The following is a 14,692-nucleotide window of genomic DNA, read 5'->3' as shown; positions in this document are numbered from 1 at the left end:
CAAAAGGAGGCGGAGACTCACAAGAGTCTCCGCCTCGGTGATTTTCGCTATGATGAAGTTGCCCGTCCGGTCATCAGTTGCCGGGATAGAGGGGGTACTTCTCGGTGATGGAAGCCACGGCGTCCCGGATGGACTGGGCCTTGGCCTCGAAGTCGGTGGCCGCCTGCCAGATCAGCTGGCCGATGAGGGTCATATCCTCTTCCTTCAGGCCGCGGGTGGTGGCGGCGGGAGTGCCGATGCGCACGCCGCTGGTGACGAAGGGCTTCTCGGGGTCGTTGGGGATGGCATTCTTGTTGACGGTGATATGTACCTCGTCCAGACGGTGCTCCATCTCCTTGCCGGTGACGCCGGCCTTGCGCAGGTCCACCAGCATCATGTGGTTGTCCGTACCGCCGGAGACCAGATCAAAGCCCTCCTTCATCAGAGAGGCCGCCAGCGCCTTGGCGTTTTTGATCACCTGCTCCTGATAGGCCTTGAACTCGGGCTTGAGGGCCTCGCCCAGGGCCACGGCCTTGGCCGCGATGATGTGCTCCAGGGGGCCGCCCTGGCTGCCGGGGAAGATGCCGGAGTCGATCTTCTTGGCCAGCTCCTCCTTGCACAGGATCATGCCGCCGCGGGGACCGCGCAGGGTCTTGTGGGTGGTGGTGGTGACCACGTCAGCATAGGGCACGGGGTTGGGATGCAGACCGGTGGCCACCAGGCCGGCCACGTGGGCCATGTCCACGAAGAGATAGGCGCCCACCTCATGGGCGATGTCGGCAAAGGCCGCGTAGTCGATGAAGCGGGGATAGGCGGAGGCGCCGGCAATGATCATCTTGGGATGATGCTTGCGGGCCATGTCCCGGACGTTGTCGTAGTCGATGAATCCCTCTTCATTCAGGCCGTAAGAGACCATGTTATAGTTCTTGCCGGAGAAATTGACCGGGCTGCCATGGGTCAGATGTCCGCCGTTGGCTAGATCCATACCCAGCACGGTGTCGCCCACGTTGCACAGCGCCTGATACACGGCATAGTTGGCGTTGGCGCCGCTGTGAGGCTGGACATTGGCATGGTCCGCGCCGAAGAGCTTACAGGCACGATCCCGGGCCAGATTCTCCACCACGTCCACGCACTGGCACCCGCCATAGTAACGCTTGCTGGGATAACCCTCCGCGTACTTGTTGGTCAGCACGGAACCGGCCGCGGCGAGCACCGTCTCGCTGACAAAGTTTTCAGATGCGATCAGCTCGATATTCCGGCGCTGACGGTCAAACTCGTGTTTGATCGCCTCACCCACCTCAGGATCCTGCGCGAGGATAAAGTCCATCATGTCCTTGACCATTTTGATTCCTCCCATGGCATTATACTAAACAGTATAGTTTTGGGTACTCTACGTTGATTATAGCTGAGCTTGTCCCAAATTACAACCATGATTTGTAAATAATGTCTCGTTTTTTTTCATCCCCCATGTTATAATGGCACAATCAAAGAACCGGTGCTCCATCTGCCGCAAGCACCTTGACCGGTATATGAGGTGATCCCCTTGAAATCCCAAGACGATATTCTGGCCATTGTGGCCGCGCTGAAAAGCGCCTATCCGGAGGCCATCTGCTCTCTGGACTATCAGAAAGATTATGAGCTGCTCTTCTCCACCCGCCTGGCCGCACAGTGTACGGACGAGCGGGTCAATCAGGTCACGCCCACGCTGTTTTCCCGGTTTCCCACGCTGGAGGCCCTGGCCCAGGCCGATGTGAGCGAGGTGGAGGAGATCATCCACTCCACCGGCTTTTTCCGGGCAAAGGCCCGGGACATCGTGGCCGCCTCCCAGATGCTGCTGGAGGTCTATGGCGGAAAGGTGCCCTCCACCATGGAGGAGCTGCTGAAGCTCCCCGGGGTGGGGCGGAAGACCGCCAATCTGATCCTGGGCGACATCTTCCACGCCCCCGGCGCCGTGGTGGCCGACACGCACTGCATCCGCATTTCGGGCCGCCTGGGGCTGACCGACGGCACCAAGGAGCCCCCCAAGGTGGAGCAGCAGCTGCGCGCCCAGCTCCCGCCCGAGGAATCCAATGACTTCTGCCACCGCCTGGTGCTCCACGGGCGGGCCGTGTGTATGGCCCGCAAGCCGGACTGCGCCAACTGCACCCTGCGGCCCTGGTGTGATTTTTATCAGCCCCAGGACTGAACCATCCAGAAAAGGAGGAACATACCATGCTTCCGATCGGTACTCTAGCCCCTGATTTCACCCTTCCCGATCAGGACGGGAACCTTGTGACCCTCTCCCAGTTCCGGGGAAAGAAAGTGGCCCTCTACTTCTACCCGCGGGACAATACCCCCGGCTGCACCCGGCAGGCCTGCGCCTTCGGTGAGGCCTGGAGCGCTTTCCAGGACCACAATACCGTCGTCCTGGGGATCAGCAAGGACAGCACAGCCTCCCACGCGAAATTTGCCCAGAAATACGCCCTGCCTTTTCCCATTCTCTCCGACCCGGAGCTGATTGCCATTCAGGCCTATGATGTCTGGAAGGAGAAAAAGCTCTACGGAAAAATCAGCATGGGCGTGGTGCGCTCCAGCTATCTCATCGACGAGAACGGCGTGATCCTGGACGCCCGGGAAAAAGTGAAGCCCGACACCAATGCCGCCGATCTGCTGGCCCGGCTGGAGGAGGGTTAAGGGCACCTTTGCGCCCGCCTTTGAAACATTCCGAGCAGGTCCTGTCCCGAGAAGGGGACAGGGCCTGTTTTTTGTGCCTCCGGTGTGACATAAGGGCACGCACCTGCATAGGATGTCAGGGGGAATTCCCCAGAAGGAGGCCGCAACCCATGGGTGTTACCAATTCCAACAAAGTCATCAATCAGGACCGGATCGACTGTGACGGTTCTCTCCGCGTCACGCTGGCCATCACCGCCGCGCCGGATATCATCTCAAATCCCACTGATATCGTCCTGGTGCTGGACCGCTCCGGCAGCATGGCCGGAGAACCCCTCTCCACCATGAAAATAGGCGCAAAGACCTTTATTGATATTATTGACGAGGCCACCGACAGCAGCAAGGACGGACAGATCGGCTCCGGCAGCCGGATGGGCGTGGTGAGCTTTTCCAGCACGGCAGTGGCCGACACACAGCTCATCACCTCGGTGGATGCGCTCAAAAATGCCGTAGACGGACTGAGCGCCGGCGGAAGCACCAACCACGCAGACGCCTTCACCAAGGCCATGGAGCTCTTTGAGCCCGCCTCCAGCAATGCCAAGGTGATCGTCCTCTTCACCGACGGCAACACCACCGCCGGCGCGCCGCCCGCCCCGGTGGCCGCCGCCGCCCGGGCCCAGGGAATCACCATTTACTGCATCGGCCTCATCGGGTCGGACGGACTGGATATCGATGCGCTGAACAACTGGGCCACCGATCCGGACACCTCCCACGTGGCGGTGACCCCGGATCTGGCCGACCTGGAGGAACTGTTTGCAGAGCTGGCCGCCAACATTTCCAAGGCGGGGGCCACCAACATCCAGATCAAGGAGATGGTCACCTCCGATTTTGTCATCACCAGCATTTTGCCCCCCGCCAAAGGGACAGCCGAGCAGCTGGATGACCACACCCTGCGCTGGAAGATCCAGGAACTGGGCGTGACGCTCAGCGAGAGCGCCGTGCTGGAATTTTTCGTCCGCCATGTGGGGCAGGAGCCGGGGATCAAGCTGGTCAACGAGTCCATCACCTATTCCGACAATGAGGGGAACGTGGTCACCTTCCCCGAGCCCAAGGTAGAGGTGGACTGTGATGTGGTGGTCCACCCGGAGGAGTGCCCCGTGCCCATCCAGTTCACGGTGGAGGGCTGTGAGGATTCCCTGCTGGTGGATCTGGGCGACACGTATCTGGAATCCCAGGGTCGGATCATCCAAGTGGACGCAACGGTCAAGCAGGTCTGCCCCCATACCCGGGTGGCCCTGGCCGTGATCCTCACTGAAGTGGACACGGACGGCATGGAGTACCAGCGCGGCATGAAGGCCGTGACCCTCCCGGCCCACGATTTCCCGGGCTGCCGGGACATTCAGGTCAAGTGCATCAAGTTTGTGGTGCCGGAGGATCTGAGTGTATCGGGCGGCTCCCTGTGCAGCCCCCGCAATTTCAAAGCGCGCCTGATCGCCCACAGCATCGACACCGATTATCGCTGCTGTGAGGCGGTTATTTCCCCCTGATTCATTTCACTGAAGTCAGATGGAAAATGGGCGGCCGGGACACCATGGTGTCCCGGCCGCCCGTAGTGTTTATTTTTCCCGGATGAGCTTGTCCAGCTCGTCCATAAAGGAACTGATGTCTTTGAATTCCCGGTAGACCGAGGCAAAGCGGACATAGGCCACCTCGTCCACCCCGCGCAGCCGCTCCATCACCATCTCGCCGATGTGGGTGGAGGAGACCTCCCGGTCCAGCGCGTTCTGGAGGGTCTGCTCGATCTCGTTGGCAATGGCCTCCAGAGTATCAAAGGAGACCGGGCGCTTCTCACAGGCCCGGAGCATCCCGTTGAGGAGCTTGCTCTTATCAAAAGTCTGTCGGCTTCCATCCTTTTTGATCACGACCAGTGGAAGGCTCTCCATGGTCTCATAGGTGGTAAACCGTTTATGGCACACCAAGCACTCGCGGCGGCGGCGGATACTCGCACCCTCATCCGAGGGGCGCGAATCCACGACCTTGCTCTCCGGGTTGGCACAATACGGACATCTCATGGCGGAATCCCTCCCTGACGATACGCGGCGTTTTTGCTGAAATGTGGGGCTCTTCCCGAGAGCACCGTTTCACGTTACGTTATTATATCATGTCCTGCGTCAATTTTGTATCCTTTCTTTTTGCGGGAATGAAATCTTGCCGGAGCGGTTAAACTATGCTCGCCGAAAGGAAGGTGAATGTTATGCAGAACAACTATAACGACGAGATCCGCAAGGCCAACCGCAGCAGCCACAGCAAGTCCTCTTCCTCCAGCGCCCAGAGCAAAAAGCAGGGCCCCACCGCGGAGAACAAGAAGAGTTCTTCCAAGAGCGGCCCTGAGACCAGCTCCTCCTACTGAGATCCGTTGATCTGACCGGAGCTCCGGCGCAATCCCAGCACGGTTGAGTGCGTGAGAACAGCCCGGAAGGGCGTGCCGTTTCCGCGGCAGTCCCTGCCCTTCCGGGCTGTTCTCGGGGTACTTACGGCCTCCCGCAGCAGCTTTTTTGCCGGGAGGAAAAATTTTGTCAAAAAAGGCTTGACTTTTCTGAAATATCGGCTATAATATTTTTTGTTGTTCCGACACGGAACGGATATAGCGGGTTTGTGTAAGGGTAGCACAGCAGACTCTGACTCTGTATGTGAGGGTTCGAATCCTTCACCCGCTGCCAAAAAGAGATGCAACGAATGTTGCATCTCTTTTTTTGTTTCCGGACCAACTTGCCTCCGCGGGGCATCCGGTCTCCTGCCGGAAAATGTAGTTGAAAAGTGTTGGAAACATGGTATGATGAGAGTACAAAATCGGCCCGCGCCCAGACAGGCCGGGCAGGAAAGCGAGGTTTTCGGATATGGGATTCGGTATGGGATTTGACTTGATGTTTGGGCTCTTTCCCATTCTGTTTATGATCGTCTTTGGCATTATCATCGTCATGTTTGTAGTGACCGCGGTACGGGGCGTCTCCCAGTGGAACAAAAACAATCACAGCCCCCGCCTGACGGTGAACGCCGCGGTGGTGGCCAAGCGCGGCCACGTTACCCACCATCACCACGCCGATAACAACGGCATCGGGCACACCCACACCAGCACGACCTATTATGTCACGTTTGAGGTGGAGAGCGGCGACCGCATGGAGCTGCAGGTCCCCAGTCATGAGTACGGCATGCTGGTGGAAGGGGACCGGGGGACACTGACCTTCCAGGGCACCCGCTACCTGGGCTTTGTCCGGCAGTAAGGGGGAGCGCGTATGAGTTACCGTCCCCTGGCCGACGAGATCCGCCCCACCACACTGGATGAAGTGGTGGGGCAGAGCCATATTTTGGGGCAGAACGGCCTGCTCCGCCGGATCATTGAGAGTGGCAGCATTCCCAATCTGATCTTCTACGGGCCCTCCGGCACCGGCAAGACCACGGTGGCCAATCTGATCGCCAAGCGGACCAACCGGCCCCTTCACCGGCTCAACGCCACCACGGCCTCCATTTCCGACATCAAGGACATCATCGCCGACATCGGCACCATGCTGGCCCCCGACGGGGTGCTGCTCTATCTGGACGAGATCCAGTATTTCAACAAGAAGCAGCAGCAGAGCCTGCTGGAGTTCATGGAGAACGGCAAGATCACCCTCATTGCCTCCACCACGGAAAATCCCTATTTCTACGTGTACAACGCGGTGCTCTCCCGCTCCACGGTCTTTGAGTTCAAGCCGCTGGAGGGAGCCGACGTGGTGCCCGCCATCCTGCGGGGCCTGGAGTACATGGCCCGGCGGAGCGAGACCCCCCTCACCTGGGAGGACGGAGTGGTGGAACACATCGCTCAGGCCTGCGGCGGGGATGTGCGCAAGGCCATGAACGCGGTGGAGCTGCTCTCCGGTGCGGCCCGTGTCACAGAGGAGGGGCGGCGCATCACCCTGGAGGACGCCCGCATGGCGGCCCAGCGCTCCGCCATGCGGTATGACCGGGCGGGAGACGACCACTATGACATTCTCTCCGCCCTTCAGAAGTCCATCCGGGGCTCGGACCCGGACGCGGCCTGTCACTACCTGGCCCGCCTGCTGGTGGCGGGAGATCTGGTGTCGGCCTGCCGGAGGCTCATGGTCATTGCCTGCGAGGATGTGGGGCTGGCCTATCCCCAGATCATCCCCATCGTTAAGGCCTGCGTGGATGCGGCCAATATGCTGGGGCTGCCCGAGGCCCGCATCCCCCTGGGGGACGCGGCGGTCCTCATGGCCACCGCGCCCAAGTCCAACACCGGGCACATCGCCCTGGACCTGGCCATGGCCGACGTGCGGGCGGGGAAGACCGGGGACTATCCCCGCCACCTCCAGAACCGGCATGCCGACTCGGCCGGCCTGGAGCGGGAGCAGGGGTATCTCTATCCCCACGACTTCCCTCACCACTGGGTGGAGCAGCAGTACCTCCCCGATGCCCTGGTGGGAACGCGGTATTACACCTACGGCGAGAACAAGACCGAGCAGGCCGCCCGGCGGTACTGGGAGGAGATCAAGGGCAAGGGCGGCTCCCGCTGAGGGGCCTTACAGCACCAGGGTGCCGTTTTCGTCCTCCAGCAGGAGGAGGATGCGCTCCTGCTCCCCGGTCTGGGCATTGACATAGAGGATATAGTGCTGTCCCTTCTCATTGCGGCATTTGAACTCGTGGCAGAGGACCTCGTTCTCCCCCTGGGTGGGGATGAGGGCCAGCTGCTGACGGAGCACTTCCAGCCCCTGGGTGACCTGACTGCGGGCCTCTTCGGCCGATACAGCCGGGGCGGAGAAGGTCCGGCTCTGGTGGCTCATGAGATAGTTGCGGCTCTCCAGACCCACGATGCCGCCGTTATCCAGCGCCACCGATACCTTGACCAGATCGGGGTAACAGAGCACATCCCCCTCCTTGCCCGCAAAATTGATGGTGAGGATGCTGCCCTGGTCGATGAAATAGGTCTCGGCCATGTCCGGATAGCCCAGCTTCTTCAGGAAGGCCTGGGCCCGCTCCACCGCCTGCTCCCGGGTGAGCTGAGCGGGTCCCACCGGGCGAAAATGGAGGATCTCCAGAAGCTGTCCGCCCTGTTTGGTGACCTCCACATAGAGCTCGCCCCCGTCCACCTGGGCGGAGAAGCCCCAGCTGGGGAGAACGCCCGCTCCGTCGGAGACGGGGGTGAAGAGCTGCGGCTCCTGCCCCAGCCACCCGGCCGCGGCGGAGCGGGCATCCTCCCGGCTCACCTGGGGCTGTCCCTCCAGCATACGGGGAGTCCGGTCGGCCAGATGGTCGGAGAAGGGACCGTCGTAGATCAGGGTGGGAAGCTCGGAGCACTCCTGCTCGATCTCCTGGAAGGAGGAGCCGGCGGTGGTCTGATCTCCGGTCTGTGTGGCCTGGGAGAACCGCTCCTGGACCTGGGCCAGGTCCTCCAGACGCATGGTACCGGAAAAGAGGTCGCTCTCCAGAGACTGGAGGGTCTGACACAGAGCCGAGGAGCGCTGGGCCAGGGCGGCGAGGGTGGAGCGCTGCTCCTCACTCAGCCCCTGGGAGGAGGCGCGGGAGAGGGACATGGTGTAGTCTCCCGTCTTGGCCAGGAAGGTGGCGGTCTCCTCCAGCTCCACATTTCCATAGGGCAGGGAGCCCAGCGCGGTCTGGGCGGCCAGGGCGCTGCGGAAGGCCTCGGTGCACAGGGAGGAGAAGAGCTGGGGAGAGGTGGCATAGATGCCCTTTTGCAGCGCGGTATCCAGCTGGGAGACCGAGGTGCTCAGCTCTGCAAAGGCATATTCATAGGTCTTGTTGAGCAGGTACTGGTACTGTGCGGCGCGGACCTGACCCTGAATGGCAAAGCCGCCCAGTACGGCCAGCCCCGCAGTGAGAAAGGTTGCGGCCCGGACTTTTCCCCGGGTGGAAATGGGAATGAGCTTCATCATAAACGCCCCTTTTCGGATGCTCTCAGGCATTGGATTGTGCTTAGTGTGCGTCCGAAAAGCGGAATTATTGCATGGTAAATATCAGAGAATGACGGGAAGCAAAGCGAATATTGGACGTGGGATCCGGACAAAAGGGATCTGCGCAGAGAAGATGGGAGGGTGTGTATATGGTTCACATTTTGGGATTGTGCGCCAGCCCGCGGCGGGAGGGCGCCACGGACTATGCCCTGCGCATGGCGCTGGAGGGGGCACAGGGCGTATCGGAAGAGATCGAGACTTCCATGGTGACCCTGGCGGGGAAGCGCATCGCGCCCTGCACCGACTGCAAGGCCTGTATCCGCAGCCATTCCTGGTGCGTGATCCCGGATGACATGCGGACTCTGGTGGAGCAGCTGGACCGAGCGGACGGCATCCTGGTGGCCTCGCCGGTCTACTGCATGGGTCCAACGCCCCAGCTGAGCGCCTTTTGTTCCCGCCTGCGGGCCATCCGGGACTGCTTCCCGGGGCTGCTGCGGGGCAAATTCCTGGCAGCCCTGGCGGTGGGCGGCACCCGCAACGGCGGGCAGGAGACCACGGTGGCCGCCATCCACAATCTTTTCGGCATCCGGGGCATGAACCTGGTCACCAACGAGCCCCGGGAGTATATGGGCGGCCGGGTCTGGTCCGACGACGCCGGGGCGGAAGGGGCCCAGCGGGATACCCTGGGCATGGCCGGGGCGGTTTCCCTGGGACGCCGTCTGGCCGAGACCACCCTCATCTACTCCTATGGCAAGCAGGTCTGGGCCCAGCGGCAGGAAACGACCAATCCATAAAGAAAAAATGTCCTCTCCCGCAGCGTACATGGGAGAGGACGTTTTTTATGCTTCGGGCGCGAGGAGCAGGGCGGCCAGGGCCTGGGGGGTATCGGCGATGCAGGAGGCGCCGTGGGCGCGCAGGAAGGCGCTGTCCCGGAAACCCCAGGAGACCGAGATACAGGCCGTGCCGGCGTTGTGGGCGGTCTCAATGTCCACATCGGAGTCCCCCACGTAGACCGCGCGGTCGGCCGGGACATCCAGCGCGCGCAGCGCGGCAAAGACGGTGTCGGGGGCGGGCTTTTTCCGCACGGAGGGGGACTCGCCCAGTGCCACCGGCACGCGGGGACCGAAATAGTCCCGGCAGAGCTCTTTGACCGCGGCGTCAAATTTGTTGGATACCACCGCCACGGCGATCCCCGCCTGCTGGAGCGCGTCCAACAGGGGCAGAATGCCGGAATAGGGGGCGGTCTGGTCCCGCATATGGACCAGATAGTGGGCCCGGAAGCGCTCCAGACAGCGCGCCTCCTCCTCCGGGGCGGTCCCGGCGGGGACCGCCCGGTGGATCAGCTTGGCCACGCCGTTTCCCACGAAAGCCCGGACCTCGTCCAGGGTGCGGGTCGGGTAACCGCAGGCGGTGAGGGCGGCATTCACCGCGGCGGCCAGATCGTCCAGGGTGTTGAGCAGGGTGCCGTCCAGATCAAAGATCACGGCGTCATAGCGCATGAAAATCACTCGTTTCTTCCTTGGTGATAGGGTCCGTCCCACGGGAGACTGACCTCTCTTATCATACCCCAGCGGCGGTTGGGATGCAAGCTCAGGCGAGCAGCTGCCGGGCCAGAAAGAAGCCGAGGGCTCCGCAGCCGGGGAAGGTGAGCAGCCAGGTCAGGGCAATGGAGAGGGCGGTCCCCGGGCGGGCCCGTCCTCCGTGGGCCGTTCCGGCTCCCAGAATGGCCGAGGTCTTGGTGTGGGTGGTGGAGACCGGCAGACCCAGCAGGGTACACACCAGCAGGGCGCATCCGCCGCCCAGATCGGCGGAGAGCCCGGCGGCGGGGGAGAGGACCACCAGCTCCCGGCCGATCTTGTCGATGATGCGCCGTCCGCCCAGCAGAGTGCCCAGGGCCATAAACAGGGCGCACACCGCCATCAGCCACAGGGGGACGGAGAGGGCGCCCGAGGTCCACCGGCCCTGGGAGAGGGCGGCTCCCAGCAGAAAGACCCCCAGGAATTTCTGCCCGTCCTGGGCCCCGTGGAGAAAGGCCATGGCCGCCGCACCTGCCGTCTGAAGGGAGCGGCACCGGCGGGGGGAGAGGGGGAGGCGCTGGAGAAGCCCACTCGCCCGCCGGCCCAGCAGAAACCCCAGGAGGACCGAGAGAAGAAGGCCCAGGCCCACCTTGCCCCAGGCCTCCGGCCGCAGGTTCTTCCACCCGCCCGGCAGGGAGAGGGCCGCACCGGCCAGACCGGAGAGCAGGGCGTGGCTTTCGCTGGTGGGAATGCCGAAGCGCCAGGCCAGCGTGGCCCAGAGGACCACCGCCAGCAGCGCGGCGCACAGGGCGGTGCAGGCGATGGTGGGATCGCCGCCGAAATCGGCGGCCTCGCAGACGGTCTGCGCCACGGCGGGCATGCACAGGGAGGTGGCCGCCACACCGGCCAGGTTGCACCCGGCGGCCAGCAGGACGGCCCGGCGGAAGGAGAGGGCGCCCGAGGCCACGGCGGTGGCGATGGCGTTGGGCGCGTCGGTCCAGCCGTTGACCAGCAGGACGGCCAGGAGCAGGAGACTGACCAGGGCCAGCGTGGGATTTCCACGGGCCTGGGCGAGGAAGTCGGAACAGGATATGGACAAAAGATCACCCCCACCGTATTGTACGGCAGGGGTGGGGCGAATAGCACGGAAAGAAAGCGGCACGTCTCAGAAAAGCCCGATGCTCTCCAGAATGCGCTCCACCTCCCGGGCCCGGTTGGACCAGGAGCCGATCTGTCCGTAGGAGCGCCGCCGGTCCCGGGCCCAGGAGCCGCGCTCGGCCAGGGCGCTGGTGCACAATTGGGAGAACTCCGCGCTGGTGTGGGCGCCGTAGATGACGTCCGGGAACTGCTCCACCTGTCCGGGCTGGAGCATGGAGACCACCGGCTTTCCGGTGGCGAAGTATTCAAAGATGCGGGGCGGCAGGATGTCCCCGTCCATGGAGCCGGTGCGCAGGAGATTGAGACACACGTCAAACCGGTTCAGGTATTCGGGCAGCTCCACCAATGGCTTGCGGCCCAGAAAGCGCACATTGGGCAGCCGCTCCAGCGCGCGCAGGTGGGGATTGCGCTCCACCCGGCCCACCAGCACAAAGGTGGCGGCGGGGTGCTCCCGGGCGGCGCGGAGGAGGGGCTCCAGGTCCAGATCCCGCCAGATGGTGCCCTCATAGCCCAGGACCGGGCCGGAGATGTCCCGCAGAGCGGGCGGAGTCTCCAGGTCCTCCCGGGCAAACATGGTGTAGTTGGCCCCGTTTGGGAGAAGGGCCACGTTGTCGTTGCAGGGGCCGATGTGGTCGCACAGCTCCGGAGAGGCGGCAAAGACCACGTCGGCCGCCAGGGCCAGCTCGCTCTCCCACTGGTCGGGGAGGGAGGACCAGTCCCGGCCGCAGTCGTAGACCAGTCCCTGACGGGGCAGGCCGTCCAGCAGGTGGACGGCGGTAGGAATGGCACACCAGAGCACCGGGTCCTGGACCCGGTGGCGGAGCATGGCTTTTTCCACATAGCGGGCCAGCTTGCGCTGCCCCAGGCGGAAGAGCAGGGGATGCTCCCCCTCCCCGTCCAGAACGGGCGGGAGGGAGTAGACCAGAAGGCCGGGCCGGACCCGGCGGGCGGGCTTCTTCCAGGGACATCCCTTCCGGCGGGCGGGCGGCTCAAAGTAGAGGATATGGACATCCTTCAGCCGGGTCATGAGCTGCTGGGTCCGGGCGGGCACGCTGCTCCAGGGGGTGTCGGAGAGACAGACCAGGTGCTTCACGGGCGCTCGCCCTCCTCCTCGGGGGCGGGGAGGCCCAGCAGGCGGCGGGCGGTGGCCGAATTGCGGTGCTCCACCTGGCGCAGACGGTCCACGCCCTCGGTGAGGAAGTCGTGGTCGTCGATGCGTCCGCAGGCGGTGTCGATGTGGGCGGTGAGCCGCTCCAGGGTCAGCTCGCCCAGGTCGGTGTAGAGGTCCTGTCCAATATAGGAGAGGAAGGAGCTGATCTTCTGGTCATAGACCACGCCCACCAGGGGGACCCCCTGGCTGGCGGAAAAGACCAGAGCGTGCAGGCGCATGGAGACCACGACCTTCATCCGGGCAAAGAGGCCGATGGTGTGGGCGGAGCTGCCGGTATTCTCAATGATATGGAAGGGGGCGGTCATGGAGGCGGTGGCCTGCCGGATGGCGCCCAGGTCCAGCCGGCGCTCAATGGGGAGGAAGACCGGCGTCAGGCCGTATTTCCGGTAGGCATAGTCGGCGGCGGCGGCAAAGATCTCCGCCTTTTCCTTAAAGCCGGGCCAGGGACGCAGGGTGAAGCCGATATAGGAGCCGTTGGGGTCCAGGCCCTCCCGCTCCAGAATGCCGTCCACCACCTGGGGCGCGGCGGCGGGGAGAATCACGGTGGGGTCGGCGGAGAGGATGATCTCCGGATGGTCCACGCCCATGCGCTTGAGCTCCTCCCGGGAGTGGGTGTCCCGCAGGGTGATGGCGTCCACCCGCTTCTGGAGCACCTTGGCCGCCAGGCGGCGGTTGGACTCGGAGCGGATGGGGCCGATGCCGCAGCCGTACATGAGCACCCGGTTGCCCAAAATCTTGCCCGCCGAGATGGTAAAGAGGTAGAACCACAGGGAGCGGTGGCTGGTCACATCCTGCATCAGGGAGCCGCCGCCGTTGATGTAGAGGCGGGTCTTGGTCATCCGCCGCAGGAAGCGGGGGAAATTAAAGGTATAGATGGAGTTGACCCGGTAGGTGAGCCGGGTGCTGTCCGGATTGCGGGACAGGACCCAGATGGGAAGGTCGGGGTCCAGCTCCCGCAGCTCGGCCACGATGGCCTCCAGGATGGCGTCGTCTCCCGCGTTGCCCCGGCCGTAGGCCCCGCAGACCAGCGCGCCGTCCCGCTGGCCGCCTTTCCGGCTGTGGCGGCGGAGAATGGTCTCGTAGATGTGGAGCTGGCGCTGGAGAGTGGACTCCAGAGAAAAATCCTCCTTGGCCTTCTGGTAGAGCCGGCGGCCCAGGTGGGCGCGCAGGGTGGCGTCCTGGGCGAGGGCGGTGAGCTGGCGGGCCAGACCGTCCGGGTCCCCGGCCTCGAAGAGCAGACCGGTCACGCCGTCTTCGATGAGGTAGGGCACGCCGCCCACCCGGCTGGCCACGGTGGGCAGTCCCGCCCGGGCCCCCTCGGTAAGGGCGTAGGGGAAGGTCTCCGACAGGGAGGTGAGGGTATTGATGTCAATGGCGTTATAGAAGCTGTCGGTGTCCGAGATCCAGCCGGCAAAGCAGACCTGCCGCTCCACGCCCAGCTCCCGGGCCAGACCCTCCAGCATGGCGCGCTCCTCTCCGTCGCCGGCGATGAGCAGGCGCAGGTTGGGGCAGTGCTCATAGGCCTTGGCAAAGCCGCGGATCAGGGTGGCCACATCCTTCACCGGATTGAGCCGGGCGGCGATGCCGGCGATGACACAGGAGTCGTCCGCCTCCAGACCCACCGAGCGCAGATAGGCCTGCCGGTCCATGGCGGGGTGGCGGGGGGAGAAGTCCAGGCCGTTGTAGATGGTAAAGAGCCGGTCCGGGTCAAAGCCCCGGGAGATGAGCAGGTCCGTCATGGCGTCGGAGACGCCGATCCGGTAATCCAGCAGGCGCAGGGCCACGGTGTTGGTGGTCCCGTAGACCAGCCGGGCGGCGGGGCGGCCCAGATAGTCCAGCCGGTAGTCGGAGTGGACAGTGCTCACCACCGGAAGTCCCGTGGAGCGGCGCAGGAGGGCGCCCATCATGTTGCCCCGGGCGCCGTGGCAGTGGATGATTTGGTAGCCGCCGTCCAGGATAAACTGCCGGAGCTTCCGGTAGGTGGAGAGCAGGTTCCGCCCGGAAAAGATGACGGTATGGATGCCCAGCTCCCGGGCCTCCTGGGCAAAGGGACCGTCCATAAAACAGACCATGGTCACGTCGATGGTCTGGGAGAGATTCTGAAGCAGGGAGTGCACATGGGTCTTGGCGCCGCCGCTGTCGCCGCCGCTGATGAGGTGGATGACTTTCATGGGATGAGACCCTCCAGGTGAAAAAAGACTTGTTCCCATACTGGGAATATGCTACAATATAAAAAGCTCCACTGTGAGTCC

Annotated in this window: 14 protein-coding genes and 1 tRNA gene; 8 read left to right on the top strand and 7 right to left on the bottom strand. The window is 63.5% G+C overall.

Annotated elements, in window-relative coordinates; all coding sequences use genetic code 11:
* Positions 1 to 73 precede the first annotated feature (73 nt).
* Positions 74 to 1,321 (bottom strand): serine hydroxymethyltransferase, encoded by a 1,248-nt coding sequence (gene glyA, locus H8S34_RS08935; protein WP_101692682.1) that lies wholly within the window; start codon positions 1,319 to 1,321, stop codon positions 74 to 76.
* Between the two features lie 201 nt (positions 1,322 to 1,522).
* Here glyA and nth point away from each other — a divergent pair, with 201 nt between their 5' ends.
* The 3 genes from nth (at position 1,523) to H8S34_RS08920 (ending at position 4,175) form a co-directional block, all read left to right on the top strand.
* The gene (gene nth, locus H8S34_RS08930) at positions 1,523 to 2,164 is read left to right on the top strand and encodes an endonuclease III (protein ID WP_101692683.1); all 642 of its coding nucleotides are present in this window, start codon (positions 1,523 to 1,525) and stop codon (positions 2,162 to 2,164) included.
* A gap of 26 nt (positions 2,165 to 2,190) precedes the next feature.
* Positions 2,191 to 2,652 (top strand): peroxiredoxin, encoded by a 462-nt coding sequence (locus H8S34_RS08925; protein ID WP_101692684.1) that lies wholly within the window; start codon positions 2,191 to 2,193, stop codon positions 2,650 to 2,652.
* Between the two features lie 149 nt (positions 2,653 to 2,801).
* Complete coding sequence (locus H8S34_RS08920; RefSeq protein WP_186963752.1) at positions 2,802 to 4,175, top strand: vWA domain-containing protein; 1,374 nt, start codon at positions 2,802 to 2,804, stop codon at positions 4,173 to 4,175.
* A 69-nt stretch (positions 4,176 to 4,244) separates the two neighbouring features.
* Here the strand turns inward: H8S34_RS08920 and nrdR are convergent, their stop codons facing one another.
* Positions 4,245 to 4,700, bottom strand: coding sequence for a transcriptional regulator NrdR (gene nrdR / locus H8S34_RS08915; protein ID WP_101692686.1), 456 nt, complete (start codon positions 4,698 to 4,700; stop codon positions 4,245 to 4,247).
* Positions 4,701 to 4,882: 182 nt separating this feature from the next.
* Between nrdR and H8S34_RS08910 the strand changes: the two genes are divergently transcribed.
* The 4 genes from H8S34_RS08910 to H8S34_RS08895 all read left to right on the top strand — a co-directional run bounded on the left by H8S34_RS08910 (position 4,883) and on the right by H8S34_RS08895 (position 7,199).
* Positions 4,883 to 5,038, top strand: a complete 156-nt coding sequence (locus H8S34_RS08910; protein ID WP_180956830.1) for a hypothetical protein — start codon at positions 4,883 to 4,885, stop codon at positions 5,036 to 5,038.
* A 236-nt stretch (positions 5,039 to 5,274) separates the two neighbouring features.
* Positions 5,275 to 5,348, top strand: a tRNA-Gln gene (locus tag H8S34_RS08905).
* 189 nt (positions 5,349 to 5,537) lie between these two features.
* Entirely contained in the window at positions 5,538 to 5,909 is a 372-nt protein-coding gene (locus H8S34_RS08900) for a DUF2500 domain-containing protein (RefSeq protein ID WP_186963751.1), read from the top strand.
* A gap of 12 nt (positions 5,910 to 5,921) precedes the next feature.
* A complete protein-coding gene (locus H8S34_RS08895; RefSeq protein WP_101692687.1) occupies positions 5,922 to 7,199 on the top strand; it encodes a replication-associated recombination protein A in 1,278 nt (425 codons plus the stop codon).
* 6 nt (positions 7,200 to 7,205) lie between these two features.
* On the opposite strand, the gene ypeB is transcribed toward H8S34_RS08895, so the two are convergent.
* The gene (gene ypeB / locus H8S34_RS08890) at positions 7,206 to 8,576 is read right to left on the bottom strand and encodes a germination protein YpeB (protein WP_243207964.1); all 1,371 of its coding nucleotides are present in this window, start codon (positions 8,574 to 8,576) and stop codon (positions 7,206 to 7,208) included.
* A gap of 167 nt (positions 8,577 to 8,743) precedes the next feature.
* On the opposite strand from ypeB, the gene H8S34_RS08885 reads away from it, so the two are divergent.
* Positions 8,744 to 9,388 carry a flavodoxin family protein gene (locus H8S34_RS08885; RefSeq protein ID WP_101692688.1) on the top strand — a complete coding sequence of 215 codons (645 nt, stop codon included), beginning with the start codon at positions 8,744 to 8,746 and terminating at the stop codon, positions 9,386 to 9,388.
* Between the two features lie 45 nt (positions 9,389 to 9,433).
* Here the strand turns inward: H8S34_RS08885 and H8S34_RS08880 are convergent, their stop codons facing one another.
* The 4 genes from H8S34_RS08880 to csaB all read right to left on the bottom strand — a co-directional run bounded on the left by H8S34_RS08880 (position 9,434) and on the right by csaB (position 14,611).
* On the bottom strand, positions 9,434 to 10,093 hold the full coding sequence (locus H8S34_RS08880; RefSeq protein WP_101693947.1) for an HAD family hydrolase: 660 nt from the start codon (positions 10,091 to 10,093) through the stop codon (positions 9,434 to 9,436).
* A gap of 91 nt (positions 10,094 to 10,184) precedes the next feature.
* Positions 10,185 to 11,210 (bottom strand): inorganic phosphate transporter, encoded by a 1,026-nt coding sequence (locus tag H8S34_RS08875; RefSeq protein ID WP_101692689.1) that lies wholly within the window; start codon positions 11,208 to 11,210, stop codon positions 10,185 to 10,187.
* A gap of 66 nt (positions 11,211 to 11,276) precedes the next feature.
* Positions 11,277 to 12,362, bottom strand: coding sequence for a glycosyltransferase family protein (locus H8S34_RS08870; protein WP_328821070.1), 1,086 nt, complete (start codon positions 12,360 to 12,362; stop codon positions 11,277 to 11,279).
* Complete coding sequence (gene csaB, locus H8S34_RS08865) at positions 12,359 to 14,611, bottom strand: polysaccharide pyruvyl transferase CsaB (RefSeq protein WP_186963750.1); 2,253 nt, start codon at positions 14,609 to 14,611, stop codon at positions 12,359 to 12,361. The genes H8S34_RS08870 and csaB overlap by 4 nt, the downstream gene beginning before the upstream one ends.
* Positions 14,612 to 14,692: the final 81 nt, after the last annotated feature.

The organism is Pseudoflavonifractor hominis (assembly GCF_014288125.1).
GTDB lineage: Bacteria > Bacillota > Clostridia > Oscillospirales > Oscillospiraceae > Pseudoflavonifractor_A > Pseudoflavonifractor_A gallinarum.
The sequence above is the reverse complement of the archived record's forward strand: the minus strand, read 5'-3'. Positions and strand labels throughout refer to the sequence as shown.